Source organism: Heyndrickxia camelliae (genome assembly GCF_002844575.1).
In the GTDB taxonomy this organism is placed as follows: Bacteria; Bacillota; Bacilli; order Bacillales; family Bacillaceae_C; genus Margalitia; species Margalitia camelliae.
In genome coordinates, this window is sequence record NZ_PIQO01000008.1 from 141,132 (window position 1) to 164,681 (window position 23,550).

Genomic DNA, 23,550 nt, shown 5'->3' on the forward strand with positions numbered 1-23,550 from the left:
CCATGAGTATTTTGTTTTATCATATAATATATATACATCAGAATTAATTATATATACTGGTCAGTTAATTATCAAAGAAAATAATTTGAATGAGATAACAAGGAGAGAGAAAGTAATGATAAAGCAGACAAAAGGACGTGTACTTGGAAGACCAAAGAGCAAAGATAAAACTGCACCTACTAATGAGGTTATCTTGCAAGCAGCAACTCGTTTATTTTTTGAGAATGGGTTTCAAAAAGTATCGGTCGATGATATTGCCAAAGCAGCAGGCATGACCAAAGCAACTGTTTACTATTATTTTGATACAAAAGCTATACTTTTCACGGAAACAATTGTCTCTTTAATGAGAAGGATACGAGAACGAATTGTGCAAATACTAAGTCCAGACAAACCACTATATGATAGACTTTTTGACGTTACTATCGCCCATTTACAAGCAACCACCTCCATAGACTTAGAAGGATTCATGAGGGAATCAAGAAGTTCATTATCGGAAGAACAAATACAGGAAATGAGAATGGCAGAAGAAGAAATGTACAAAAGTATTGAGGAAGCATTCTTGACCGCTATAGAGGCAGGAGAAATTCCAGCTATAAATGCAAAATTTGCTGCCCATTCCTATATTGCCTTAGTTAAGGTGGGCAATTATAAACAATCGGATGGAACAACCTTCTTTCAATCCGTAGAGGAAACGGCAAAAAATATCATGGATGTCTTCTGGAGAGGCTTTTTTGGTAAATAATCAAAGCATGAATTTCAAATTTTCCATATACAAGTTCCATAATTATTTTTAAAACTTTGACATATGGAACAAAATAAGGTAAATTAACAATATACGAACATTTAAAAACTAACCTACGAATAACATTCGTATTTAGAGGTGAAATTCATGGAAAATGTATTTGATTACGAAGATATTCAGTTGATTCCTAATAAATGTATTGTTAATAGTCGCTCAGAATGCGATACTACGGTAACACTTGGTGGCCATACATTTAAATTGCCAGTTGTACCCGCAAATATGCAAACGATTATAGATGAAAGTATTGCTATATTTCTAGCTGAGAACGGTTATTTTTATATCATGCATCGCTTTCAACCAGAGAAACGCATTGCTTTTGTGAAGGATATGAAGTCCCGTGGGCTAATCGCATCTATCAGTGTTGGAGTGAAAGAAGAGGAATACCGATTTGTGGAGGAACTAGCTGAGCAAAATCTAGTACCTGAGTTTATAACTATTGATATTGCTCATGGACATTCTAATGCAGTAATCAACATGATTCAGCATATTAAAAAGCATTTACCTAAAAGCTTTGTTATTGCAGGAAACGTTGGGACACCCGAGGCAGTAAGAGAATTAGAAAATGCCGGTGCAGATGCGACAAAGGTTGGTATTGGACCAGGTAAAGTATGCATCACGAAAATTAAGACCGGATTTGGGACAGGCGGTTGGCAATTAGCTGCTCTTCGCTGGTGTGCTAAGGCTGCAAGCAAGCCAATCATTGCCGATGGCGGCATTCGTACCCACGGTGATATTGCAAAATCCATTCGCTTCGGTGCCTCAATGGTTATGATTGGATCCTTATTCGCTGGACACGAAGAATCACCTGGGGAAACGATAGAAAAGGACGGAAAGCTCTATAAAGAATACTTTGGTTCTGCTTCAGAATTCCAAAAAGGTGAAAGAAAAAATGTAGAAGGAAAAAAAATGCTTGTGGAACATAAAGGCCATTTAATTGACACCTTAATCGAAATGGAACAAGACCTTCAATCCTCCATTTCCTATGCAGGCGGCAAAAAATTAGACGCTATCCGCAATGTAGATTATGTCATTGTGAAAAACTCCATTTTTAATGGTGATAAAGTATATTAAGAACAGAGGGACAGGTTCCTTTTCCCACTCAAGTGGGAAAAGGAACCTGTCCCCTCATTTCATTTATAATTTTTCTCCATTTGTAGCAATTACTTCTTTATACCAATGGAAGGATTTTTTCTTCTTTCTTTCTAACGTTCCACTGCCATCGTCATGTTTATCAACATAAATGAATCCGTAACGCTTTGACATCTCCCCTGTGGAAGCACTAACTAAATCGATGCATCCCCAAGGTGTATAGCCCATTAATTCAACGCCATCTTCAATAGCTTCTCGCATTTGTACCATATGTTCACGCAAATATTCAATTCGATAATCATCGTTAATAGAGCCATCTGCTTCTACCCTATCCTTCGCTCCTAGACCATTCTCTACAATAAAAAGTGGTTTACGGTAGCGATCATAGATTTCGTTTAATGCAATCCTTAAACCAATCGGATCAATTTCCCATCCCCATTCACTTGCTTTAAGGAATGGATTTTTTATTCCTCCAATAATATTTCCTTCTCCTTGCTCTGCTTCTGTTTTATGTTTCTTTTCCGTACGGGACATGTAGTAGCTAAAGCTAATAAAATCCACCGGATACTGTTTAATCAATTCTAAATCACCAGGTTGAATATCGAGCTTAATTTTATGTTCTTTAAAATAACGCTTAATGAATGTAGGATATTCCCCTCTTACTTGAACATCCGCGCAGAAATTATTAAAAATCCGTCCCGCTTGAAGGGCATACATGACATTTTCAGGGTTACAATCATAGGAATAGGTTGGTGCATAAAGAATCATACAGCCGATTTTTGCATCAGGAATGATTTCGTGACAAGCTTTGACCGCTAAACTGCTCGCAATAAATTGATGATGGTATGCCTGGAATGTCCCTTGGTATTTGTCTTCCTCATTATGAATGGAAAAACCAAGACCCATAATTGGCATGGCAAGACCAGAATTAATTTCATTGAAAGTTAACCAATATTTCACTTTATCCTTATAGCGTGAAAGAATCGCCTTTACATATCTTTCAAAGAAGGTAACTACTTCGCGACTTTTCCAACCGTCATAATTTTTTACAAGGTATACGGGCATTTCATAGTGAGAAATCGTAACTACCGGTTCAATTCCATGCTTATGCAATTCATCGAACACTCTATCATAAAATGCTAAACCTTCTTCATTTGGTTCCAACTCATCTCCATTAGGGAAAATCCTTGTCCAAGCGATGGACATACGGTAGCATTTGAAACCCATTTCAGCAAATAAGGCGATATCTTCCTTATAGCGATGATAAAAATCAATTGCTTCATGATTAGGATAAATATATTTATCTTCGTGAATTTCAAAATCAAAGCCTGGTGATTGTAAAATTTTCAGACGTTCTTTTCCGCCGGGCAGAACATCGGCAATATTTAATCCTTTATTTCCTTCATGAAAGCCGCCTTCTAACTGGTTCGCAGCAGTAGCCCCTCCCCACAAAAATCCTTCTGGGAATCTTTTACTTGTAGTTGCCATTCAGATTACCTCCGTGAAAAATTTATTTAACGTAAATGGCAGTTATAAAAATAACCGCCAAGAACTTTTCATTTTTTTAAATTGCTATTTGTGCAGATAAGACATTTGAAAAGAGCTTACTCTTCTTTTTCCCCCTTTTTTACATAGCTCAAGTCATTCACTGATTTCACTTTGTATTTCCCATCAAGGTACTGTACTTTAGTGACACTTGCATTATCTAATTGAACAAGTGGCTGATCTGGAGCAATGATGGAAAGAAATGCATCAATTGTCATGCCATGACTGACAACGAGAACATTGCCCCCTTGTTTTGTATGCTTTTTTGCAATTTTATCCATTGCAGCTTTTACTCGGTCGGCAACCTGGTTCCAATTTTCGGCTTGCTTAGTATCATCAATGCTGGAAATGGTATTAATTAATTTCGGCATGCCTAATTTCATTAGATTATCCATTGAATCCATGTTCAATGTTTTCATTACTTGGCCCCACATATTTTCATTTAAATCGCCTTCAAATTTACCAAAGTACACTTCCCGCAAATTTTTATCTTGATTTAGCACTAGGTTCTGTTGACCACTATTCTTTAATACTAGATTTGCCGTTTCAATTGCTCTTCCACTATCACTGCTATATGCAGCATTAAATTTTATCTTGTCTTTTTTTAGACCTTTACCTAAATTCTCGGCTACCTTAACTCCATCCTCTGTCAATGGTGTATCAGACCATCCTTGAACTCGATCATTGGTATTAAAAATCGTTTTTCCGTGTCGTGTTATATAAAATGTAACTGTTTTATCCTTACCCTTGTTCCTGATTGTTTCACTAGTAGTTTTTGATTGATTACAAGCTGCCAATGATAGGACAACGATTAAAGATACACATACTGCCAGAAGCTTTTTCATATCATCCAACTCCATCTATTAACTATTACCATATGATCAGTTTTGGAGAGCATTGCTCTACTAGTCAAGATTTTCCCCATTAGACGCAATTACTTCTTTATACCAATAAAAACTTTTCTTTTTCATTCTGTTCAGTGTTCCGTTACCTTCATTATCTTTATCAACATAAATATAGCCATATCTTTTTTTCATCTCACCTGTGGAGGCGCTAATAATATCGATTGGCCCCCAGCTCGTATAGCCAAGAATTTCTACACCATCTTGAATCGCTTCGCCCATTGCAGCGATATGTTTTCTTAGGTAATCAATTCGGTAGTCATCCTTAATTTCCCCATCAGGAGTAACCTTGTCCATTGCGCCAAGCCCATTTTCCACAACAAACAAAGGTTTTTGATACCGGTCATACAACTGGTTAGCAGTAATCCGAAAGCCCTTGGCATCAATTGGCCAGCCCCATTCAGATTTCTCTAAATACGGATTCTCAACAGAAGCAAATACATTCCCACTTCCAATTTGTTTTAATATTTCAGGGTCTGTACTTGTTGCCCGGCTGCCATAATAGCTGAAGCCGATATAATCAACGGTACCAATTTTCAAAAGATCCTCATCGCCGTCTTCCATGTCGATGGATAACTGATTGTCTTTAAAGAAGCGCATAGCATAACCCGGATATTTTCCACGTGACTGTACATCGATAAAGAAGAACGATTCACGATCTTTTTCCATTGCTTTATATACATCATCTGGATTGCAGGTATAAGGATAGGTCATACCAGCGGCCAACATACAGCCGATTTTTGCATCAGGGATAATCTCATGGCATGCTTGAACTGCTAATGCACTAGCAACAAGTTGATGATGAGCGGCTTGATACTGAATTTGCAGCTTGTTTTCTCCTTCTTTAAAAACAAGACCTGCACCTACAAATGGCAGGTGTAAAAGCATATTGATTTCGTTAAACGTCATCCAATATTTCACTTTATCTTTATAACGTTTGAAGATGGTTTTTGCATAGGTTTCAAAAAAATGTACAAGTTTGCGGTTTCTCCAGCTTCCATATGCCTCCACTAAGTGAACAGGAACATCAAAATGAGCAATGGTCACCACAGGCTGAATTCCATGTGATAAAAGCTCATCAAATAAATTGTCGTAAAACCTTAACCCTGCTTCATTTGGTTGCTCATCGTCCCCATTTGGGAAAATCCGCGCCCACGAAATGGAAACACGCAATGCTTTAAATCCCATCTCCGCAAATAATGCGATATCTTCTTTATAACGGTGATAGAAATCAATAGCTTCGTGGGACGGGTAAAATTCCCCTTCCATTGGTTTGAAGGAATCTACTTTCCCTTTTGCTATGTTCCATCTATTTTTACCAGTTGGCATTAAATCAACGGTTGTTAATCCCTTTCCATCTTCTAAATAAGCTCCTTCTGATTGGTTGGCTGCAATTGCCCCTCCCCATAAAAATCCTTTTGGAAATGAAACTGTCTTCATATTAACCTCTCCCTTTCTATGTAGATGAAGAAGGGAATTCACAGGACTCCCTTCTACTCAATAACATCCATTTAAACAGCAACTGAATCTGCTTTACTTTGTAAATCGATTAATGGTTTACCAGTTTGAATACTCTGTTCTTCTGTTGGAACAAGTTTGTATTGCTCTTGATTAGTTACCACGACTGGTGTTGTCACTACATAACCAGCTGATTTAATACTTTCCATATCAAATTCTATTAATAGCTGGCCTTTTTCTATTCGTGCTCCTTGTGTCGTATGCGCCGAGAAGTATTTTCCCTCTAACTGAACTGTGTCCATACCAATATGAATTAATATCTCTGCACCTTGGTCAGATGTAATTCCAATAGCATGATGTGTTGGGAATAATACGGAAACTATCCCTGATACCGGAGAATAAAGCTTTCCTTCTGATGGCTCAATCGCTACACCCTTGCCAAGTGCACCGGAGGCAAACGCAGCATCTTTCAATTCGGATAAAGACTTTACATCCCCTGTAAATGGGCTTGAAATAACTTCGCTTTTTACATTCACATCTGTTTGCTTTTGCTCCGGATTTTTAGTCTCAGAAGCATCTGCATGCTTATTCTCTTTTCCTGCTCCGCCAAATAAATAAGTCAAGATAAAGCCAAGAATGAAAGCTACGGCAACAGCGATGATAGCGCCCCAGAACCCCATATTTATTCCGGCCTTTGGATCAATCATGCTTGGGAAACCAAAAATGCCAAGTCCGCCCATCATATAAACCTTTGAACCGAATATACCAAGAAGGCCTCCGCCAATTGCAGCTGCAATACAGCTGATAATAAACGGCTTTTTCTTCGGAAGGGTAATCCCGTAAATGGCCGGCTCGGTAACCCCGAAAATACCGGATATAAACGCTGGAATACTTAATGATTTTAACTTTTTGTCCTTTGTTTTAAGCCAAACACCAAGCACGGCACCTGTTTGGGCAAAAGATGCGGCAAAAATCAGTGCTAGAATTGGGTCTGAATGCATGACGACCATATTATTAATCGCAATCGGAATAAGCCCCCAGTGCAGCCCGAAGATAACAAAAACTTGCCATAACGCGCCAAGGAAGATACCAGCAACGATTGGACTTAAACTAATTAACCAAAGAGTTAGTTGTCCTAAAAGCTGTCCTGCCCATGTGGCAATTGGTCCAATTACAATAAATGTAAGTGGCACAGTAACAAGCAATGTAAAGAATGGAACTAAAAATGTCTTCACTACATCTGGAATTACTTTTGTAAACCATTTTTCTAATTTCGCACCAACCCATGCAGCGATCACAATTGGAATAACTGATGAAGAATAGGTCATTAAAATAACTGGAATCCCCAAAAATGTAATATGAATCGGTGATTCAAACATTGTTCCTGTAAATAAGGTAAATAGCGGCTTACCTGCCGTTAAACCGGATAGTGTTGGATACACTAATGCAGCACCAATAGCCATTCCTATAAATTGATTTCCTTTAAATTTCTTAGCAGCTGTGAACCCTAGGAAGATAGGGAAGAAATAGAACAAGCAATCCCCTATGGCATTTAAGATTTGATAAGTCCCGGATTTATCTGAATACCAGCCTAATGCCATAAATAAGGCGTTAAAGCCTTTAATCATACCTGTTGCGGCTAATACGCCAAGTGTCGGAGCAAAAATACCGGAAATCATATCAATGAATCTATTAAATAAATTTTGTTTTTTTCCGTCCTCTTCTTCTACAGGAGATTCGGATTGAAATCCACCAATTGTCACAACATCTTTATAGACATCAGGCACATGGTTACCGATAACTACTTGATATTGCCCCCCGCTTTTCATAACGGTTACGACACCATCCATATTTTTTAATACATCAGTATTAGCTCTGCTCTCGTCTTTTAGCTTAAAGCGTAAGCGAGTAATACAATGCACAACACTAGTAACATTTTCCTTGCCGCCAACATTTTCAATAATGTCTTTTGCGAGCTTTTCGTACTTCATACCCTTAACCCTTCTTTCCTTTTTTATTTTTGTAATAAAAAAACCTGAGCCAATCTGTACACGTAAAAATAGTGTCTAGTACAGATCAGTTCAGGTTATGCCCAAAAAGGTAACATTCCTTCACAATACTATCTAATTCTTTCAACAGAAAATCACTTCCTTATAAAACAAAAAACCTAAACTGCATGCCAAGAAGAATGACAATACAATTTAGGTTTTGCCTGCGTAATCAGTAACAATCCTAATGAATTGATTATTAAATTTTGTATTTTCACTTTAGCATGCGCTTTCATGAGTTGTCAACGCTTTCCTTAAAGGGATTTTTTGTAAAAATTACTTCATTTTATGGCGATTTGTAACACGATGGATATGGACCGTTAAATATATCTCCTCGTCCTTTGTTAGCCCCCAATTAAATTGATTTTCTAAATAAGTTGCAATCTTTTGGGTACATAAATAGGCCTCGGAATACTTAAGCTGAATCTGTTCAATAAAGAACTGATCCACTGTTTCCTCTAGTTTTTCCTTACGAACAAAGCGGATAGCAAAAAAACGAAGATGCGTTAAAAACCTTTCGTAATTAACCGAGTTCTCATCCAACTCCATCTTAAAATAGTATTTTACAATATTTAAAATAGTATCAACCATCTCAGTGATTTGCACAGCGGTTGCCATATTCTCACCGGAGATCTGGCTATTTACTAAATGCAATGCAATGGATGCGGCTTCATCCTCGCCAAGGGCGATTTCCGTTTCTTTTTCAATAATATCTATTGCCTTCAGAGCAACTTGAAACTCTTGCTTATAATATTTCCTAATCTCCCATAATAATGGATTTTTCAAATGAATCCCCTGTTTATACCTGCTTATCGCAAAACTTATGTGGTCCGTTAATGCAACATAAAGATATTCATCCAATTTAAATGGCAGGTGGGATTGTGCACAATCCAAAATCTTGGCAGAAATGTTCAAATATACTTCAGAAGTATCCCTTAATAATTTTGCAAGTTTTTCCGAAATACCACGGGTCTCTAACACAAAGGTTTTCTCGACTTTAGATTCATCAATAAACCCACCGACCTTCTTTTGAAAAGCAAGCCCTCTCCCCATTACAACTATTTCCTGATTTAATTCATTTGTTGATACGACGACATTATTGTTTAGTATCTTTTTAATCTCCATTTCCACTCGCCCTTGATTGAAGTATTTTTTAAATCTACCTAAAACCAAATAAAAAACCTAAATTTGTACATAGAATACCATAAGATACTCCCTTTACAAATTTAGGTTTTGCCTGCCGAGCAGTAACAATCCATTTATGTAAACGATTACTTTCTTTTTACCATAGGTTCATAGACCTGTCAAGCTGCTAGTTTACTAGATATAAATAACTAGGAATGGGGTCCTCCTATAGTCATTGGCTTTTAGTATTTATATTGGCAAAAATAATAGATTTTCAAAAATTATTTTTAAAGTATTAGATATGAGAATGCACAAAGAAATTTATTTATAATAAATGAGATGAATAAAATAACGAAGGATAATAGAGGATTCCATAAAGTCTAGTTTTCTTGCAGGGAAAGGCAAAGCGAGACAATGGACTACCTTCAAAATATAATTACGAAGAAACGACTGCCAGCATTCAATTAAAAGTATGATTGTAGATAATCCTTCTATTGCTGCTTACATTCAGGATACAGCACAACGTGCAAAAATTATTAATTACAGCTTTTAAAGATAGTACGGTGACTGGGTACTTTCCGAATGAAAAGAACCCCGGCCCTTAATATGCTTTGCTAGATAATCTTTCTTTTATTTCCGGAATACTAAGTCCTTGTTCCTTTAGTTCCTTTATTTCATTTATTCTGGAAACCGCATTTTCTCTAGGAAATCTTCTTGTTCTTTTTTCTTCTTCTTGCTCAAAAGGAAGCATCCCTTCTTCTGTATAAAATTTTAGAGTACTATAACGAGATCCGGTTAAACGTACCAATTCCCCGATCGATACGAAATCAGATGCAAGTATTTTATCCATAGAACGTTGACGGGACAATTCCTTTCCTCCTCACTATAAAGATAATGGATATTTTAACAAACGTACACCATGAACAGGAAATTTATATACCTTCGCATGAGGTACCGCTTCATATAACATATTATCAATTTTAATAAGCGGAATATCTCCCTCACGAATCACTTTAATATGGTGACCATTCCTTTCCAATCTGTCCTTTACATCATTTAAACGATCTTCCTTGTTAGCGAAATATGCTTCTGTATCGATAAAAATGGATTGGGACCTTTCGATAATTGGAAAAACAAAAGCAACTCCCGAGCCTGAGGGCGTAGTCATAATTTCCTTTTTCATTTTTAGGAAATTCTTCACTGCGTATTCCACTGTATTATGAATACTAATTGGGAATACTGTTTTACCTAAAGAGCTATCATTATATAATTTATAAATGCGTTCAGCTACATGCTTTAACTCCTCTTTTGAGAAAAGGTCATATATACTGCCACTTTCCCTCAATAACCATAGCATAAGGATTGCTTCATCCGTCACCGGCCCTTCTTCTAATATTTCAGCCCGTATACTTTCTGTCACCCGCGTGAAGCTTTCCGAATTACTGCGATATTCTTTCATCTCGATTCCTGCTGTGACAAACTCCAAATCACTGCTTAAAAGTGCATGAATTTCCTCTAAGGCATTTTCTTCTTTTAAATTAGCCACAAAAGCATCTTCCACTATTTTTAATTGTTTTTTGGACATTTTAACAACTCTCGTTAAATATTGTGGAAGTGTTCCACTTATAGTTTCATTTTTACTGAAAAATATATTTAAAACAGCTTTTTGGTATAAAGATATCGAAGGATTTTCCAAAATCCCTCTTTCACATGTAAGGACATCCCCTACCTGTGAAAAACCATTGTCTAAATATAATTCTAAAATTACTGCAGCAGCCATACATCGCAAGGACACTTTCTTCGAATTAGTTAAACGGGTACTTTCCTGTGCATTAAGAGCTATTAAGGTAAAGTGTTGAGCAAAACTAAGTTCCTTCATACATTGTCCCCCCTAAATCAAATACCATCCACTTACCACTTATTACTTACTACTTATAATTTAATAATACCAAAAATCGGATATAAAGTGTAAGACCATTTTAAAAAAACTCACGAAAGATTTGGCCTCTTCCTTCCATTTTAAGAACAAATGCGTAAGTACCTTGCCCATTGGGGAACGGATGAGTGAGATTTGAAGTACTAATTTTCCGAGTGAAATTGGCACTCCAAATTTCACTTAATACCTAGTTATCATAGGGAGATGACTATAAATTCGCTAGCCGATAGGCGCTGAAGAGATGTAGACAACCTTTCAAAAAAAGTATGCGCCCGCTTGCAATTCTAAATTTCCCCAATACGAGATTAGGGGTCACAACCCCTATTCCCTTACAACATACGGCCGCATCATATCGTGATCCTCATGCTCTAAAATGTGACAATGCCAAACATATTGGCCTGTATAAGGACCGAAACGGACTATTACACGGGTCACTTCCCCGGCAGGCGCTGCCACTGTATCTTTTAGACCTCTTTCATTTGGTGCCGGTTGTTTTGCAGGCCCTAAATATCGTATCTGTCTTGTTTTATTATACAAATCCAAATCGAAAGGTCGTCTATCTAATATTTGAAACTGAATTAAATGAATATGAATGGGATGGGTAACTGGCATAGTGTTAATGAAAGACCAAATTTCCGTGGTACCTAATCTAGGCTTTTCCGTAACAGGATCTTCCCATTTTTTATTATTTAATAATGGCATGGGACGCCCTAATGGATCCTTGGATTCAACCAACTTTAAATTCCGGTACCCCGCTACCATGTTCGTTTTTAATGAAGGAATGATACTCAATCTATTAGGAATTTTGCTGTTATCCTCCGCGGAAAGTGGTTTAGTTACTCGAAATTGCATAACATCAAATGTTTCATCATTTGAATCTGCATTCGGCCCCAGGTCATTTTTTAATATAATGGATTTTCCTTCATGTTTGGAAAAGTCTATTATTAAATCCGCTCGTTCCGCCGGTTCCATCGCCAATTTGTCTAGCTTTACCGTACTAGGCAATAACCCACCGTCTGTTCCAATCTGATAAAAGGATTGGCCAGAATCAAGATATAGTTGATATCCTCTTGTATTTGATGTGTTCAAGACACGAAACCGATATTTTCTAGGTTCTACTTCTATATATGGCCATACTTTTCCATTTACTAAGATTGTATCGCCAAGAAAAAAGGGAACAATCGTCGGATTTGGCAGATTTCTTGAAGGGTTATTTGGCTGACTCGGATAAAATAAGGAACCATCCTCATTAAAAGAACGATCGGAAAGGATGAGAGGAACTTCATAATCCCCAGATGGAAGCTTCAGTCTCCTCTCCTCTTGATCCCGAATAATATACATCCCGACAAGACCCGCATATACATTGAGACGTGTAATTCCCATGGCATGATCGTGGTACCATAAAGTTGCGGCGCGCTGCCGATTTGGGTATTGGTACACCTCCCTTTTGAAAAAAGGACCTACCTGCTTAAAATCCTTTGTAAACCAAGCCTCCGGATATCCATCACTTTCCGGCCTTGTTTCACTGCCATGTAAATGCGTAACCGTTCTCACTTCCGGCTCATGGTGGACAATAGATTCATCGAGCGGAAGCAAATGTTTATTTGGAAGGTTATTGATCCATTTAACTTCTATCGGTTCTCCTTTTTGAACATCAAACATCGGGCCTGGGTATTGACTGTTATACCCCCATAACCGGGTTGGTTCTAAGTCCCTATGCATCTTCTGTGTAAACTCCTCCATCCTTACTTCAAAATAAGCCTTATTATTCCGCTTCCTTATCGGTTTGATTGTGTTAAGAATAGGAAGGCTATCAACAAATTTTTCAAGCTTTTGAGTCATCATCTTCATCTCCACTTCATTAACCTTATTACTATTAGATGACACACAAACCCATTTGTAGATGGGCAAATTTTCTAGTTTACATTTTTAAACATTATAACGTTATATTGACCAACATAAAAATAAGTGTTAATCTAATTTTGCAAAGAAAAATTATACGTAAACAAATTTATTTAACCGTTTACATTAATAACCAAAAGGGATGATAGACATGACAGCCACGTTCGTTTTACGAAATGTAAAAACGACAGATGGAAACGCTGCAGATATTGTAGTGGAGAATAGGAGAATTGTAGATATTGTTCCACCGGGAACGGGGGACGGTCAAAAAGTAATAGATTTTAAAAACAAGGTCTACATTTCCAGTGGATGGATTGATATGCATGTTCACGCCTTCCCGGAATTTGATCCATATGGAGACGATATTGACGAGATTGGTTATAAATTAGGTGTAACAACGATCATAGATGCTGGAAGTACGGGAGCGGATCGAATACACGACTTAGTTAGTAATTCGAAAAAGGCAAAAACAAATGTATTCGCTTTCTTAAATATTTCACGCATTGGCTTGAAGAGGATTGATGAATTATCTGATCTCTCTTTGTTAAATAAAGAGGAATTAATAAAGGCAGTAGCAGATAATAGAGATTTTATTGTGGGGCTTAAAGCTAGAATAAGCAAAAGTGTGGTCGGACCAAATGGGGTTGAGCCATTAAAAATAGCTCGAAGTTTTTCAAAGGATACCGAATTACCGCTTATGGTTCATATTGGATCCGGGCCCCCGGATATAAATGACGTCCTTGACCTACTCGAAGAAAATGATGTGATTACCCATTTCTTAAATGGAAAAGCCAATAATTTATTTGATACTTCCGGAAAACCTCTTCCAAAGCTTCTAAAAGCAATAGAAAGAGGGGTCCGATTAGACGTTGGCCATGGAAATGCAAGTTTCTCCTTTCAAGTAGCTGAGCAAGCGAAAGAGCATGATATCCACTTTCATACGATTAGTACAGATATCTACCGAAAAAATCGCCTGAATGGTCCGGTCTATAGTATGGCAAATGTTTTAACAAAGTTTTTGCATTTGGGTTATTCCCTTAAAGAGATTATTGATGCGGTAACAATAAATCCAGCGAAGTGGTTAAAAAAACCTGCTCTTGGCCGAATTTCGACAGGAGATATTGCAAACCTTACATTATTTTCGATTGAAAATGAACCTACTGTATTATCGGATTCTGAAGGAGAGGAACGCAGAGCGGATCAAAAGATTGTTGTAAAAGGAGTGGTAATAAATGGAGAATACATTGAATGCTAAATATGGTTTGAAACGTGTAATTAATGCAAGCGGAAGGATGAGTATTTTAGGTGTTTCCGCCCCATCCGATACGGTAATGGATGCAATGAAAATCGGCGGACAAAATTATGTAGAGATTTCGGATTTAGTCGATAAGGCTGGGAACCATATTGCCGGCCTGTTGCAATCCGAAGCGGCTGTTGTTGTAAACTCTGCCTCAAGTGGAATTGCTCTTTCTGTGGCTGCAATCGTCACTCAAGGAAACCGTCGTAAAAGTGAACGTCTTCATCAAGAACCAATTCAAAAAAATGAGATCATTATGCTAAAAGGCCATAACGTTCAATACGGTGCACCCGTTGAAACGATGGTTTTCCTCGGTGGGGGAAAACTTGTGGAAGTCGGTTATGCAAATGAGGGGAAAGTGGAGCATATCTCTGATGCAATAAATGAGAATACCGCTGCGATATTATTCGTAAAATCTCATCACGCGGTTCAAAAGAATATGATTTCTGTTGAAGAGGCATGGGAAGTAGCACAAGCAAACCATATTCCACTTATAGTAGATGCTGCAGCAGAAGAAGATTTAAAAAAATACGTACAAATTTCAGACCTAGCCATTTATAGCGGCTCGAAAGCCATTGAAGGCCCGACATCCGGTATTGTAGCTGGTAAGCGAAAATATATTGAGTGGTTAAAAGTTCAGCTTCATTGTATAGGAAGAAGCATGAAGGTTGGAAAGGAAACCACCTTCGGCCTTTTACAAGCACTAGATGAATATTTCGTCAAAACAGACAATAGCGAAAAGGAAAAAGCAAGCCTTGAAGTTCTTAAATCGTTAAATGCTATAGAAGGTATAAAAGTAACGATTGTACAAGATGAAGCGGGTAGAGCTATTTTTAGAGCGCGAATTCATATTGATTCTGCAATTTCCAACACTACGGCGAAGGAAGTAAATGACAAGTTGAGAAACGGAGAGGTTGCCATCTACACTCGAGATTACGGAATTCGCCAAGGATTTTTCGATATTGATCCACGACCGCTAAAAGATGATGACATCTATGTTATTGAAGCAAGACTAAAGGCAATTTTAGGAGGCAATGAATGATGAATATGGAAAAACGGTTTTATCAAAATCGAGTAGCTTTAAATGTATTAGCTAATAGTATTGAAAATGCGAAGGAAGTTTTTGAAGCGGCAGAGGGTCATGTTTTAGTTGGGGTGCTTTCTAAGGATTATCCAACTGTAGAGGCTGCAGTTACTGCTATGAAAGAATATGGAACAGCTATAGATGATGCAGTTTCCATCGGGCTTGGCGCAGGGGATAATAAGCAAGCGGCTGTTGTTGCAGAAATTGCTAAACATTATGCTGGAAGTCATATTAATCAAGTCTTCCCTGCAGTAGGTGCAACCCGTGCCAATCTTGGAGAAAAAAATAGCTGGATTAACTCCCTTGTTTCACCAACTGGAAGAGTAGGATATGTCAATATTTCTACTGGCCCAATCAGTGCTGGTGTTAAAGAAACTGCCATTGTTCCAATCAAGGCTGCCATTGCGCTTGTTCGTGATATGGGAGGAAACGCATTGAAGTATTTCCCAATGAAGGGATTAAAACATGAAGATGAATTTCGTGCAGTAGCACAAGCCTGCGGCGAAGAAGGCTTTGCCTTAGAGCCAACTGGGGGTATTGATTTAGATAACTTTGAGAAGATTTTAGAAATCACATTAGAAGCAAAAGTGCCAAAAATTATTCCGCATGTGTATTCATCCATCATTGATAAAGATACGGGAAAAACAAACGTGAAAGATGTAAAAAAATTATTAGCGATGACAAAGAAACTAGTTGATCAATATGCCTAAAAAAATTGTGGCTTTCGGAGAAGTAATGATGCGTCTTCAGGTGCCGGGCTATGAACTGCTGACACAATCCAATACTTTACAATACTCTTTTTCAGGTACAGGTGTAAATGTTGCTTCTGCAATGACAAAGCTTGGTTATAACGGATACCTTGTTACAAAATTACCGGATAACCCTATAGGGGATGCAGCCATATCTTTCTTGCAGCGTTTAGGAATTGCAAGAGATTTTATTTCCAAAGGCGGAAAATATGTTGGAATGTACTTTTTGGAAAATGGCTTTGGACAGCGTGCAAGCCGTGTTACCTATACAAATCGCTTGGAAAGCAGTTTTAATACAGCTGTGATTTCTGATTTTGACATGGATCTGATTGCAGAAAATGCCGATATTATTCATTTTTGTGGCATCACACTCGCAATGACGGAACAAGTCCGTGAGAATATGAAAATGCTAGCGAAAAAAGTAAAGGAAAAAGGCGGACTTATTTGTTTTGATTGCAATTACCGCCCATCCTTATGGGATGGGGGTTATACGAAAGCAAGGCCACATTACGAGGATATGCTTCAATTAGCGGATATTGTCTTAATGAATGAAAAGGATGCCATATACATTTTAGGCATGGAGACAAAGGCAACATCAAAAGAAGACCAACTGAAGGAACTTATACCGAGAGTGGCAAAGAAGTTTAATATTCAAACAATTGCCGGGACACATCGGGCGATTAACAGCGATAATACCCATTCATTAAAAGGATATATGTATAAAAACGATGCATTTGTATTTTCAAAGAACATTTCTTTTTCTGTATATGATAGAATTGGTGCTGGCGATGCTTATACTAGCGGAATTTTACATGGTGAATTGTCAGGTTTTCCTGCGGAGAAAACGGTGCAGTTTGCTGCAGCTGCAGGTATGTTAGCATGTACCATAGTCGGGGATACCCCAATGTCAACAGAAACGGAAATCCTGTCAACCATGGCAGGAAATATTGAAGATATAAAAAGATAAAGGCAGGAGTTAGGGAATGAATGTGAATAGAAAAAAAGGGCCACTGTATTTACAAATTAAAGAAATATTAAAGGATCGTATTTTACACGGTGAATATGCAATAAACACAAACATTCCCTCCGAGCCTCAATTAGAAGATGAATTTAACGTGAGCAAAATTACAGTTCGAAATGCTATTAAAGAACTTGTTCAGGAAGGGTATCTTGAAAAGAAAAGCGGTAAAGGAACAAAGGTAATTGCCAATGTTACTACTGCAAGACTTTCAAAGGGAAAGCGCTTTACGGAAGTATTGGTAGAGGAAGGTCACCATATTACTAAAAGAGTATTGAAAATAAAGAGAGTGGAATTGTCTTCGGAGTCCTTTCTTTATTCTATATTTGGGGATCATTGTATTCAAATAGAGCGCGTGTACTTATTGGACGATGAACCTTATATTTACTTTACCCACTATGTCCTACTGGATTTAATGGAGGAGGATTTAAGGGACCTTCAGATTAATTCTTTATATCGCTTTTTGGAGGATCATAACATCCGTCTTGAAGCATTTCGCGATGAGTTTACCGTATCCAATGCACCAGCCCATATTTGTGAAACATTAAATCTAGAGAAAAACACAGCCGTATTAAAAAGGATACGACGTTCTAGTGATATAGATGGGAAAATATTGGAATATAGTGAAGGATACTATAATACGGCAAAACAAAACTATATTGTTACTTATAATGATTCCATATAATAATTAATATTATCGCAGAAAATGAAAGCGATTTCCTATAGGAGGGAAATTATGAATCTATATTTGCTGGGCATAACAGTAGTTGCAATCATAATTGTTATATTAGGTGTATCTTGGTGGAAATGGCACGCCTTCATTAGTTTAGTGGTAGCAAGCTTATTTTTAGCTATTTTCTCAGGTATGCCGATGGACAAAATTGTAAGCGCTTATGAAACGGGCGTTGGTGGTGTTCTTGGGCATCTAATTGGTATATTAGCTCTTGGTACGATCTTAGGGAAGATGATGTCCGATTCAGGAGCCGGAATGCAAGTAGCTGATTTCTTTATTAAAAAATTTGGTGTGAAATATCTTCCTTGGGCCATGCTCCTATCAGGATTTATTATCGGAATACCCGTATTTTTCGAAGTAGGTTTAGTTATTCTGCTACCTTTAGTCATTTCAATTCGAAAGTCAACCAAGCAAAACATTTTACTAATTGGTATTCCTGTTCTAGCCGGACTTTCCATCGTACATGGATTAGTTCCTCCGCATCCAGGTGCGATGACTGCGATTGGAATTTATCATGCTAACATGGGACATGTTCTACTCTATTCCCTAATCATTGCTTTTCCTACTGCATTAATTGCAGGACCAATTTTTGCAAAATGGGTGCATAAGCGGGTGGTACCAGTTGGAGAACCAGAATTAATTCGAGTAGAAACAAAGTCTAATAAATTACCGGGTACTGGGATATCCTTTTTCGTCATATTGCTGCCTATTATATTAATGCTTATATCTTTAATTGCACCATATTTATCAATGCCAGACGTCCTTCAAAAGTTCTTCTTGTTTATTGGAAGCCCTGTCATTGCTCTATTAATCTCTTGTTTTGCAGCCTATTTCTTCTTAGGTTATCGCCAAGGAATGGACAAAAACTTATTGAAGAAGCTAACAGATGAGTGTTTATTACCGCTTGCATCTATTATTCTTATTATTGGTGCAGGTGGGGGCTTTAAGCAAATTCTTATTGACAGCGGCGTTGGGGATGCTATTGCCAATATGTCTGAACAAATGTCCTTATCTCCAATTGTCCTTGCTTTCTTAGTTGCAGGGCTTATCCGAATTGCAACCGGGTCAGCAACAGTTGCGTTAACAACAGCAGCCGGTATTGTATCGCCAGTCGTAGCACATATGACAGGTGTGAATTTAGAATTACTTGTTATTGCTACTGGAGCTGGGTCCCTTATGTTTTCACATGTGAATGATGCTGGTTTCTGGTTAGTAAAAGAATATATGGGGCTAACTGTAAAGGAAACATTCAAAACGTGGACAGTGATGGAAACCATCCTATCATTTGTCGCATTCGCATTTACCCTCATTTTAAATGCATTCATTTAAAAACTATAATTCTATAAAAATAGTGCCTCTAGGTGTTTATTTTGAGGCACTATTTTTTAGTACCAAACTATCTAAATTCTAATTGTCTTTCATCATTGCTCCCTCAAACTCTGTTTGCTTCTTATGAAGAATGATAAAATATATGAAATAACTCATTTATAAAATATACTTCAAAAAACTATTTATTAGGTTCCTTTTCCATGGGAGGTCCCCATTTTGCGTTACTTAAACATATTTTTGCTTTTTATTGCATTGCTTCTTTTTCCAAGCTCATCTTTTGCTGCTAAAGCAAAGGAAGTTCATGTTATTCGAGTCGGTTTTGACAAGAACGCCCCTCCCCTTTCCTATACAGGACCAAAAGGTGAAGCATTGGGATTCAATATAGAACTTATTCAGAATATTGCCACAAGGCAAGGATATCGGCTTAAATTGATTCCGCTTGAGTTGGATGATGCATTGGAAATGTTAAAGGAAGGGAAACTTGATATTATTGCAGGGTTGGAATATACAAGCATACGGGATACTTTTTTAGATTTCAGCGACTCCTTCCTAACATTACCTAAAACGGTGGTCATCCCATCCTCTATTAAGGATATTTCAAGTTTGAATGATTTAAAGGGTAAAGTTGTGGCAGTTCAACGAGAAGATACTATTATCTCTCAACTCGAAAATATTAGAGGAAGTGAAATACTCGAATCCTTTAACCAATTGGACGCGATGGACATGCTTTTTTTAGGTAGAGCAGATGTATTTATAGGAAATCGTCCGACAGCTGAATATATCCTTCAGCACGCAAAAAAACAATTGAAATATAGAATTCGCACAGGACTAATTCCTCCCTCTGACTATGCCTTTGCCGTGCGAGAGGGAAACTATAAATTATTAAAGGATATAAACACTGGATTGACAGCGCTTCATCACAACGGTACCTATGAACGATTATATTCCCAATATCTTGAACCATATGGTGCATTGGCAATTGATTGGTGGCGAAAGCTTGTCTACATTCTTCTTATCTTAACTGGAATTATCTTTACTATTCTTGTAGGTATCTTTTTTTGGAATAACCGTTTAAAAAAAGAAGTTAATAGACAAACTGCTGCATTAGCAGATAGCTATGCTTTTCAGTCAAAGGTGTTGGATAGTGTAGATAATGGAATTATTTCCTTTAATCTCGAAGGTAATGTCACTCTCATTAATCATATTGCCCGTAATTTGCTTGGAATGAAGGGAAACCCTTTAGGTACAAATATTTTTGATTTTCTATCTCAACTCCCCCTGCAAAAGGTACTGGAAATAAAGGGACAACGGATGATCCACGGAGAAATTTGCCTTGATGATGGGACAGACCGTATCCTTCAATACTATATTGCATCATTGCAAAATGGGATGGGAGAAATAATAGGAGGTATCCTTTGCCTTCAAGACAGAACTGAACAGAACCATCTGCAAGCACGCTTAATTGCACAGGAAAAAATGCGGGCCCTTGGCCAGCTTATCGCCGGAATCGCACATGAAATCCGTAATCCGCTTACTGCTATTAAAACTTTTACAGAAATGCTTCCTAAAAAAATTCATGACCCTCGATTCCAATCTGAGCTTCTCCGGCATGTACCGGAGGAAGTAGAGAGGATGAACCGAATAATTGAGGATTTATTGGATTACTCCAGGGAAAAATCGATGCATCTGGAAATGAAAAATCTTAACGAGTTAGTTCAATCTGTAACGGGGCTTTTAAAAAAACAGTTCCGAAACGAAGGAATAGAATTAGAGATTGATATTCCTCCAGCCTTAACCGTGCTAATCGATCAGAATCGCATCAAACAAGTTCTCATTAATCTAATACTCAATGCGATTCAAGCTATGAATGATTCAAAGAAAAAACAATTGTACTTTCATGGAGCTATAGATGGGCAAACCATCCGGCTAGATATAACTGATTTTGGCATCGGAATAAAAGCACAAGACATGCCCCATCTGTTTCAGCCTTTTTATACGACAAAGAATCAAGGAATTGGTTTAGGTTTGTATATATGTCAAAAAATTATGCAAGAGCATGGCGGACATATAGAGGTAAAAAGTTCCGCATATAAAGGAACCACTGTTACCTTATTATTCACTAACGGAGGAGATGCACCATGAAGAATATATTGATTATTGATGATGAAATTGCTATTTGTTCCTCTCTTTCATTCGCTCTTGAGGATGAATACAGGATTTGGACTGAAACGGATGCAGAAAAGGGATTAAAATTACTAGAAACAGAGAATATAGATGGTATTTTGCTAGATCTTAATCTAGGTAAGACAAATGGATTAGACATCCTCAAAACCATAAAAGAGAAGAATCCAGAAACAGTTGTGATTATTATGACCGCTTATGGAACGATTGAATCTACTGTTGAGGCAGTCAAAGCAGGTGCTTATCATTATTTAACCAAACCGTTGAATCTGGAGGAGGTGAAACTGCTTTTATCGAAAGCTCTTACTTATCAACACTTGCACCATCAGGTCCAAGTGTTAAGTAAAGCAGTTCGTCAGCAAGAAAGCTATGCCGGTTTAATTGGTAAATGCGAGAGCATGCAGAAGGTATTCCAGTTGATTGAAAAGGTGAAGGATATCCCCTCTAATATTCTGATTACGGGAGAAAGTGGAACCGGAAAGGAACTGGTAGCCCGTGCCATTCATTTTCAGGGAAAGCGCCAAAAAGGTGCCTTTTCCGTCATCAATTGTGCTGCGATTCCTGAAACATTACTTGAAAGCGAGCTGTTCGGGCACGAAAAAGGTGCCTTTACAGGGGCCTTTGAGCGAAAGCAGGGTCTTTTCGAACGTTCTAGTGGGGGAACAATCTTTCTCGATGAAATCGGTGAAATGCCGTTAACCCTACAAGCAAAGATATTAAGAGTCATTCAAGAAAAAATAGTTACACCGCTTGGTTCCGAGCAATCAAAGGAAGTGGATGTTCGAATCATTTCCGCTACCCATCGAAATCTTTTAGAAGAAGTGGCAAGAGGAAACTTCCGCGAAGACCTTTATTATCGCTTGAATGTAATTCCCATTCACGTCCCTCCTTTACGGGAACGGGAGGAAGATATTCCGCTGTTAATCCAGCATTTTTTAGATCTTTATTCAGCCAGTATGGACATCCCTCAGAAAAAATGCAGTATGGAGGCGAAAAAGGCTTTATTTCAATACTCCTACCCTGGGAATGTTCGGGAACTATCAAACATATTAGAATATGCCATGGCCCTTTCAGATGGGGATGTCATAGAAACATCAGATCTTCCGAAAGATGTATTTCAGAAAGAGGCTTCTTCTTCAAATACTAAAGAGAACGGCCTTTTCATATCGGAAGGGAAAACCCTTGCTGAAGTGAATAGGGAGTATATCCTCTATACTTTAGAAAAAAACAACGGGCATCGAACAAATACAGCTAAACAATTGGCCATTAGTGAACGAGGATTACGTGAAAAACTTAAACAATATTTGAGGGATCCAAAATGAGAAAGATTCTTTCATTTGTCATAATATTCCTCGTTTTGTTGGGAACAATCAGTTGTTCAAAAAATGTGAATAAGGGTGCAAAAACCTCAAATGACCAACAAGAATATATTACTATTGCAACGGGTGATACCTCTGGCCCATATTTCACTATCGGAGAAGCACTGGCGAAGGTATATAAAAAGAAGCTTCAATACAAAACTGCTATTCAGTCAACAGATGGATCCGTTGAGAATATGAAGCTATTGGAAAATCACCAGGTTGATTTGGCATTTGTTATGTCAGATGCAGCCTCTTTTGCTCTTCTTAAAAATAATAAGGAACAGGATGGAGCCCCTCATGGTTTTAAAGCTATAGCAGGACTATATCCTAACTATGTGCAAATAGTTACACTAGGCAAAAACAAGATAAAATCCGTATCTGATTTAAAGGGAAAGAGAATCGGAGTGGGGGCCCCTAATAGTGGAGTAGAAGCAAACGCACGAATCATTTTAAAGGAATATGGTATTACCTATAATGATATAGAACCTGAGTATTTATCTTATGAAGAAGCAATGGAACAATTAAAAGATAATCATATCGATGCAGCCTTTGTTACATCGGGTCTTCCCAATAATGCTGTGCTAAGGCTACAAAAATCAGAAAAGGTCATGATTGTGCCTATGCAGACTTCTGATATTAATCATCTAACAAAAAAGTTTCCTTTTTTTGAGAGATCAGAGATCCCTGCCGGCATTTATCAAAATACACACCCCATTCCAACAGTTGCCATCCGTAATATACTGTTAGTTCGATCCGATTTATCAGAGGACCAAGTCTATAAAATGACGAAAACTTTCTTTGATAATTTAAACGTCTTACAAAATGCTCATCAGGCTGCCAATAGCATTAATCGAGAAGATGCAGGAAAAGGACTTGTTATCCCTCTCCATTCTGGAGCAAAAAAATACTTTAAAGAAATAAATGATAAATAATATGAAGAAACAATTAAGGTAAACCGGCAAAAAAATCCGTTCTATTCAGATTTTTTTGC

19 protein-coding genes are annotated in these 23,550 nt (G+C 37.7%); 11 read left to right on the top strand and 8 right to left on the bottom strand.

Annotated features, from left to right (window positions below):
- Positions 1-115 precede the first annotated feature (115 nt).
- Together CWO92_RS12410 and guaC are read left to right on the top strand one after the other, a co-directional pair.
- Positions 116-742, top strand: a complete 627-nt coding sequence (locus CWO92_RS12410; RefSeq protein WP_101354528.1) for a TetR/AcrR family transcriptional regulator — start codon at positions 116-118, stop codon at positions 740-742.
- A 147-nt stretch (positions 743-889) separates the two neighbouring features.
- The gene (guaC, locus tag CWO92_RS12415) at positions 890-1,873 is read left to right on the top strand and encodes a GMP reductase (RefSeq protein WP_101354529.1); all 984 of its coding nucleotides are present in this window, start codon (positions 890-892) and stop codon (positions 1,871-1,873) included.
- 63 nt (positions 1,874-1,936) lie between these two features.
- Here the strand turns inward: guaC and CWO92_RS12420 are convergent, their stop codons facing one another.
- From CWO92_RS12420 to CWO92_RS12455, 8 genes are all read right to left on the bottom strand, one after another.
- Positions 1,937-3,379: a glycoside hydrolase family 1 protein gene (locus tag CWO92_RS12420; protein ID WP_101354530.1), complete on the bottom strand. Its 1,443-nt coding sequence runs from the start codon at positions 3,377-3,379 to the stop codon at positions 1,937-1,939.
- Positions 3,380-3,495: 116 nt separating this feature from the next.
- Positions 3,496-4,194, bottom strand: a complete 699-nt coding sequence (locus CWO92_RS12425) for a histidine phosphatase family protein (protein WP_437177546.1) — start codon at positions 4,192-4,194, stop codon at positions 3,496-3,498.
- Positions 4,195-4,341: 147 nt separating this feature from the next.
- Positions 4,342-5,778: a 6-phospho-beta-glucosidase gene (gene ascB / locus CWO92_RS12430; protein WP_101354532.1), complete on the bottom strand. Its 1,437-nt coding sequence runs from the start codon at positions 5,776-5,778 to the stop codon at positions 4,342-4,344.
- Positions 5,779-5,849: 71 nt separating this feature from the next.
- A complete protein-coding gene (locus CWO92_RS12435) occupies positions 5,850-7,787 on the bottom strand; it encodes a beta-glucoside-specific PTS transporter subunit IIABC (RefSeq protein WP_101354533.1) in 1,938 nt (645 codons plus the stop codon).
- Positions 7,788-8,120: 333 nt separating this feature from the next.
- On the bottom strand, positions 8,121-8,969 hold the full coding sequence (gene licT, locus CWO92_RS12440; protein WP_101354534.1) for a BglG family transcription antiterminator LicT: 849 nt from the start codon (positions 8,967-8,969) through the stop codon (positions 8,121-8,123).
- 601 nt (positions 8,970-9,570) lie between these two features.
- Positions 9,571-9,837, bottom strand: a complete 267-nt coding sequence (locus CWO92_RS12445; protein ID WP_101354535.1) for a helix-turn-helix domain-containing protein — start codon at positions 9,835-9,837, stop codon at positions 9,571-9,573.
- Between the two features lie 15 nt (positions 9,838-9,852).
- Positions 9,853-10,848 (bottom strand): hypothetical protein, encoded by a 996-nt coding sequence (locus tag CWO92_RS12450; RefSeq protein ID WP_101354536.1) that lies wholly within the window; start codon positions 10,846-10,848, stop codon positions 9,853-9,855.
- A gap of 378 nt (positions 10,849-11,226) precedes the next feature.
- Positions 11,227-12,747 carry a multicopper oxidase family protein gene (locus CWO92_RS12455; protein ID WP_101354537.1) on the bottom strand — a complete coding sequence of 507 codons (1,521 nt, stop codon included), beginning with the start codon at positions 12,745-12,747 and terminating at the stop codon, positions 11,227-11,229.
- Between the two features lie 211 nt (positions 12,748-12,958).
- Between CWO92_RS12455 and CWO92_RS12460 the strand changes: the two genes are divergently transcribed.
- The 9 genes from CWO92_RS12460 (at position 12,959) to CWO92_RS12500 (ending at position 23,491) form a co-directional block, all read left to right on the top strand.
- Positions 12,959-14,062: an amidohydrolase/deacetylase family metallohydrolase gene (locus CWO92_RS12460; RefSeq protein ID WP_101354538.1), complete on the top strand. Its 1,104-nt coding sequence runs from the start codon at positions 12,959-12,961 to the stop codon at positions 14,060-14,062.
- Complete coding sequence (locus CWO92_RS12465; RefSeq protein ID WP_101354539.1) at positions 14,040-15,146, top strand: DgaE family pyridoxal phosphate-dependent ammonia lyase; 1,107 nt, start codon at positions 14,040-14,042, stop codon at positions 15,144-15,146. Before CWO92_RS12460 ends, CWO92_RS12465 begins: the two co-directional genes overlap by 23 nt.
- Complete coding sequence (gene dagF, locus CWO92_RS12470) at positions 15,143-15,898, top strand: 2-dehydro-3-deoxy-phosphogluconate aldolase (protein ID WP_101354540.1); 756 nt, start codon at positions 15,143-15,145, stop codon at positions 15,896-15,898. The genes CWO92_RS12465 and dagF overlap by 4 nt, the downstream gene beginning before the upstream one ends.
- Complete coding sequence (locus CWO92_RS12475) at positions 15,891-16,904, top strand: sugar kinase (protein WP_101354541.1); 1,014 nt, start codon at positions 15,891-15,893, stop codon at positions 16,902-16,904. Before dagF ends, CWO92_RS12475 begins: the two co-directional genes overlap by 8 nt.
- 16 nt (positions 16,905-16,920) lie before the next feature.
- Positions 16,921-17,640: a GntR family transcriptional regulator gene (locus tag CWO92_RS12480; RefSeq protein WP_101354542.1), complete on the top strand. Its 720-nt coding sequence runs from the start codon at positions 16,921-16,923 to the stop codon at positions 17,638-17,640.
- A 51-nt stretch (positions 17,641-17,691) separates the two neighbouring features.
- Positions 17,692-19,017 (top strand): GntT/GntP/DsdX family permease, encoded by a 1,326-nt coding sequence (locus CWO92_RS12485; protein WP_101354543.1) that lies wholly within the window; start codon positions 17,692-17,694, stop codon positions 19,015-19,017.
- 216 nt (positions 19,018-19,233) lie between these two features.
- Positions 19,234-21,159, top strand: coding sequence for a transporter substrate-binding domain-containing protein (locus tag CWO92_RS12490; RefSeq protein WP_233270063.1), 1,926 nt, complete (start codon positions 19,234-19,236; stop codon positions 21,157-21,159).
- The gene (locus CWO92_RS12495; RefSeq protein WP_101354545.1) at positions 21,156-22,520 is read left to right on the top strand and encodes a sigma-54-dependent transcriptional regulator; all 1,365 of its coding nucleotides are present in this window, start codon (positions 21,156-21,158) and stop codon (positions 22,518-22,520) included. Before CWO92_RS12490 ends, CWO92_RS12495 begins: the two co-directional genes overlap by 4 nt.
- Positions 22,517-23,491 (top strand): TAXI family TRAP transporter solute-binding subunit, encoded by a 975-nt coding sequence (locus CWO92_RS12500; protein WP_101354546.1) that lies wholly within the window; start codon positions 22,517-22,519, stop codon positions 23,489-23,491. The genes CWO92_RS12495 and CWO92_RS12500 overlap by 4 nt, the downstream gene beginning before the upstream one ends.
- Positions 23,492-23,550 lie beyond the last annotated feature (59 nt).

What these genes read in the sequence shown, in the direction of transcription:
- CWO92_RS12435 (WP_101354533.1), bottom strand. Translation starts at nt 7,787, where the DNA reads ATGAAGTACGAAAAGCTCGCAAAAGACATTATTGAAAATGTTGGCGGC.
- CWO92_RS12480 (WP_101354542.1), top strand. Translation starts at nt 16,921, where the DNA reads ATGAATGTGAATAGAAAAAAAGGGCCACTGTATTTACAAATTAAAGAA.
- CWO92_RS12500 (WP_101354546.1), top strand. Translation starts at nt 22,517, where the DNA reads ATGAGAAAGATTCTTTCATTTGTCATAATATTCCTCGTTTTGTTGGGA.
- dagF (WP_101354540.1), top strand. Translation starts at nt 15,143, where the DNA reads ATGATGAATATGGAAAAACGGTTTTATCAAAATCGAGTAGCTTTAAAT.
- licT (WP_101354534.1), bottom strand. Translation starts at nt 8,969, where the DNA reads ATGGAGATTAAAAAGATACTAAACAATAATGTCGTCGTATCAACAAAT.
- CWO92_RS12450 (WP_101354536.1), bottom strand. Translation starts at nt 10,848, where the DNA reads ATGAAGGAACTTAGTTTTGCTCAACACTTTACCTTAATAGCTCTTAAT.
- ascB (WP_101354532.1), bottom strand. Translation starts at nt 5,778, where the DNA reads ATGAAGACAGTTTCATTTCCAAAAGGATTTTTATGGGGAGGGGCAATT.
- CWO92_RS12465 (WP_101354539.1), top strand. Translation starts at nt 14,040, where the DNA reads ATGGAGAATACATTGAATGCTAAATATGGTTTGAAACGTGTAATTAAT.
- guaC (WP_101354529.1), top strand. Translation starts at nt 890, where the DNA reads ATGGAAAATGTATTTGATTACGAAGATATTCAGTTGATTCCTAATAAA.
- CWO92_RS12410 (WP_101354528.1), top strand. Translation starts at nt 116, where the DNA reads ATGATAAAGCAGACAAAAGGACGTGTACTTGGAAGACCAAAGAGCAAA.
- CWO92_RS12460 (WP_101354538.1), top strand. Translation starts at nt 12,959, where the DNA reads ATGACAGCCACGTTCGTTTTACGAAATGTAAAAACGACAGATGGAAAC.
- CWO92_RS12455 (WP_101354537.1), bottom strand. Translation starts at nt 12,747, where the DNA reads ATGACTCAAAAGCTTGAAAAATTTGTTGATAGCCTTCCTATTCTTAAC.
- CWO92_RS12495 (WP_101354545.1), top strand. Translation starts at nt 21,156, where the DNA reads ATGAAGAATATATTGATTATTGATGATGAAATTGCTATTTGTTCCTCT.
- CWO92_RS12420 (WP_101354530.1), bottom strand. Translation starts at nt 3,379, where the DNA reads ATGGCAACTACAAGTAAAAGATTCCCAGAAGGATTTTTGTGGGGAGGG.
- CWO92_RS12485 (WP_101354543.1), top strand. Translation starts at nt 17,692, where the DNA reads ATGAATCTATATTTGCTGGGCATAACAGTAGTTGCAATCATAATTGTT.
- CWO92_RS12475 (WP_101354541.1), top strand. Translation starts at nt 15,891, where the DNA reads ATGCCTAAAAAAATTGTGGCTTTCGGAGAAGTAATGATGCGTCTTCAG.